Source organism: Moorena sp. SIO2C4 (genome assembly GCF_010672485.1).
Taxonomy (GTDB): Bacteria; Cyanobacteriota; Cyanobacteriia; order Cyanobacteriales; family Coleofasciculaceae; genus Moorena; species Moorena producens.
This window is the reverse complement of sequence record NZ_JAAHGN010001115.1, coordinates 1-2,390: the sequence shown is the minus strand read 5'-3', so window position 1 is coordinate 2,390 and position 2,390 is coordinate 1. Positions and strand designations below refer to the sequence as shown.

At 43.3% G+C, this 2,390-nt stretch carries 4 protein-coding genes and 1 pseudogene; 3 read left to right on the top strand and 2 right to left on the bottom strand.

From position 1 onward, the window contains the following. The first annotated feature begins 356 nt into the window (after window positions 1–356). The 3 genes from F6K20_RS34415 to F6K20_RS34405 all read left to right on the top strand — a co-directional run bounded on the left by F6K20_RS34415 (window position 357) and on the right by F6K20_RS34405 (window position 1,659). Window positions 357–770, top strand: a complete 414-nt coding sequence (locus F6K20_RS34415; protein ID WP_008178853.1) for a CHAT domain-containing protein — start codon at window positions 357–359, stop codon at window positions 768–770. Window positions 771–985: 215 nt separating this feature from the next. Continuing rightward, window positions 986–1,423 carry a putative toxin-antitoxin system toxin component, PIN family gene (locus tag F6K20_RS34410; protein ID WP_008178855.1) on the top strand — a complete coding sequence of 146 codons (438 nt, stop codon included), beginning with the start codon at window positions 986–988 and terminating at the stop codon, window positions 1,421–1,423. Further along, entirely contained in the window at window positions 1,420–1,659 is a 240-nt protein-coding gene (locus tag F6K20_RS34405; protein ID WP_008178857.1) for a hypothetical protein, read from the top strand. Before F6K20_RS34410 ends, F6K20_RS34405 begins: the two co-directional genes overlap by 4 nt. Window positions 1,660–1,829: 170 nt before the next feature. On the opposite strand, the gene F6K20_RS34400 is transcribed toward F6K20_RS34405, so the two are convergent. Both F6K20_RS34400 and F6K20_RS34395 read right to left on the bottom strand, forming a co-directional pair. Then, window positions 1,830–2,036 (bottom strand): hypothetical protein, encoded by a 207-nt coding sequence (locus F6K20_RS34400; protein ID WP_131827004.1) that lies wholly within the window; start codon window positions 2,034–2,036, stop codon window positions 1,830–1,832. Between the two features lie 171 nt (window positions 2,037–2,207). After that, window positions 2,208–2,390 (bottom strand): annotated as a pseudogene (locus F6K20_RS34395) (UbiD family decarboxylase); the annotation flags it as partial.

Here is a 2,390-nt window from a genome sequence, read left to right as displayed (position 1 = left end):
CAAATGACAATACCGAAGAATAAGAAACTGAGGAAACCAGCCAGCTAAGTTCATCCTATCGTTAAGTGGTTATGTATAAGAATTATGGGGGCTATCTGCCCTTGGGCAGCCCCTTTCAGTGATCGCCAAAGGCGATCGCTCCCTCCCCAGCTCCGATAGAATAATCAGGATACTTAGAATGATTCGCCTTAATAATGGCTATCCACAGCATAGGCTATTATATACAGCACTTACCTATTGCTCCCATTATTCCCTGTTCCCATGATCCCCTCAACTGTAGAGGGTGAGGTAATCCGGATTTTGACGTGGTATTTTACTTTCTTTGATTAGTCTTAAAGCTTGCTACCTAACTACCTATGCTTAATGGGTTGTTTGCTCCCACTCGTATCTCAGGTATTGGGAGTGCGATCGCCTTGGCTCCTTCTGTAGAAGAAAACGGACTACTAACTGCTGAAGAAATCTTTAAGATGAAACTCAGTGCGGAACTAGTAGTAGTCAGTGCCTGCGAGACCGGAGTCGGTCACATCAACAGTGAGGGGGTTATTGGTTTATCTCGTTCCTTAGTTGCAGCGGGTGTTCCCAGTGTGATGGTTTCCTTGTGGTCAATCCCTGATGATAAAACCACAGAATTGATGACCGAGTTTTATCGGAATCTTAACCGCACAGGGGATAAAGCTCAAGCGTTGCGCCAAGCGATGTTGACTATGATTCCGAAGTCAGGTAATCCGAAAGATTGGGCGGCATTTACGTTGATTGGTGAAGCGCTTTAGGGAATCGGGAGTAGGGAGTAGGGAGTAGGGAGTAGGGAAAAATCGTGCGTATAGCGGTTTTTAGTCTAATAAGGTACACAGGCTTTTTTCCCTCTTGCCTCTTTTCTGTTCCCAGATCAGCTGTTGCCTAAAACCCAGTACTCTGTACCTCACTGAATTAAAAACCGCTATAATACAAATGTAAAGTTGATGCAGTGGTTAAAAAACAAATATGTATGTATGTCTTTGATACTAATATTTTTGTCGCTGCATTACGTTCTCGACGAGGTGCTAGCTTTTTAATCTTGAAAGCCATTCGTCAAGGATTAATTTTAGGTGGAGTTTCTCAAGCATTGTTTCTAGAATATGCTGAAGTTTTAAAGCGAGATGAAAACCTACAGAATTTTTGGACCACATCAGAAGATGTTGACGTGATTTTAGGTGTGCTTGCGGATGTCTTCAGACCCATCCAAATTTATTGGAAGTGGCGACCTCAGTTAAGTGATCCAGATGATGAAATGGTTTTGGAATGTGCGATTAATGCTCAAGCCCAAGCTATTGTCACTTTTAATGTACAAGATTTTTTGCCAGCTGCCAAATATTTCGGGATTGAAGTTATTCGACCAGGAGAGTTGGTTCACTCTCTCAATTTACAGGAGCAAGTTACAGAATGAGTTATTATCCTTTAGAATTACCTGAGACCTTGTTGAAGGAAATTCAACGTCTTGCTGCAGAAAATCAAGTTTCTATCGAGCAGTGGTTACTGAGTGCTGTTACGGAAAAAATGGAAGCTCATAAAGTTACAAAACTATTGCAGAGTTATGCTGACAAAGCTGATTACAAGCGTTTTGATGCAATATTAGCATCAGTACCAGATACAGAACCTATCCCAGGGGATGAGTTGAGATAGAAGCCCTTAGGAGATAAGCTGACACGCATTTAAATTGGGATTTTTGAAGCCTAGACCTCTTACAGCAAGGCTTGTGAGCGATCAAAATAAATGCTTAACAGCTTATATGCGATCGCGTGACTCGCTTAGCGTGACCTACGGTCAATCGCTTTTTAGTAGGCATTGCTTAATTATTGAATGATTGTAAGAGTAGGTGCGCTTTCCAATGGGCGAGTAAATCGCCCTTGGGTCGCACCTGTAGAATGGGCATCTTGGTGGAACTGGCATCTTGCCAGTTTCGGATTAAGAATTAAATTCGCCACGGGTCGCACCTGTAGAATGGGCATCTTGGTAGAACTGGCATCTTGGTAGAACTGGCATCTTGGTAGAACTGGCATCTTGGTAGAACTGGCATCTTGCCAGTTTCAATATATTTTGGCGCGGGCAGGATGCCCACTCTACTTTCAAGATATTTTCGCGCGGGCAGGATGCCCACTCTACTGCTATTCATCCGAAGATTCAGCAACGCTTTCTAGTCATCTATTTGAAGCTGACCGCTTACCTATAAATTACATATCATACCCAAACAAATTGGGATCAACATCCTTGAGATCCAAATCCCCTAACCCATACTCAGCCCAACGCCTATCTACCATCGCTGCTACATCCCCATCAGACTCCAAAGTTGCGCCCCATTCATGTTCCGTTTCCGGTGGAATCTTAGTAGTAGCATCAATACCCATCCGTCCCCA

Bases quoted from the DNA above. Each gene is read 5' to 3' on its own strand.
- F6K20_RS34405 (WP_008178857.1), top strand. From the start codon at position 1,420: ATGAGTTATTATCCTTTAGAATTACCTGAGACCTTGTTGAAGGAAATT.
- F6K20_RS34400 (WP_131827004.1), bottom strand. From the start codon at position 2,036: ATGCCAGTTCTACCAAGATGCCAGTTCTACCAAGATGCCAGTTCTACC.
- F6K20_RS34410 (WP_008178855.1), top strand. From the start codon at position 986: ATGTATGTCTTTGATACTAATATTTTTGTCGCTGCATTACGTTCTCGA.
- F6K20_RS34415 (WP_008178853.1), top strand. From the start codon at position 357: ATGCTTAATGGGTTGTTTGCTCCCACTCGTATCTCAGGTATTGGGAGT.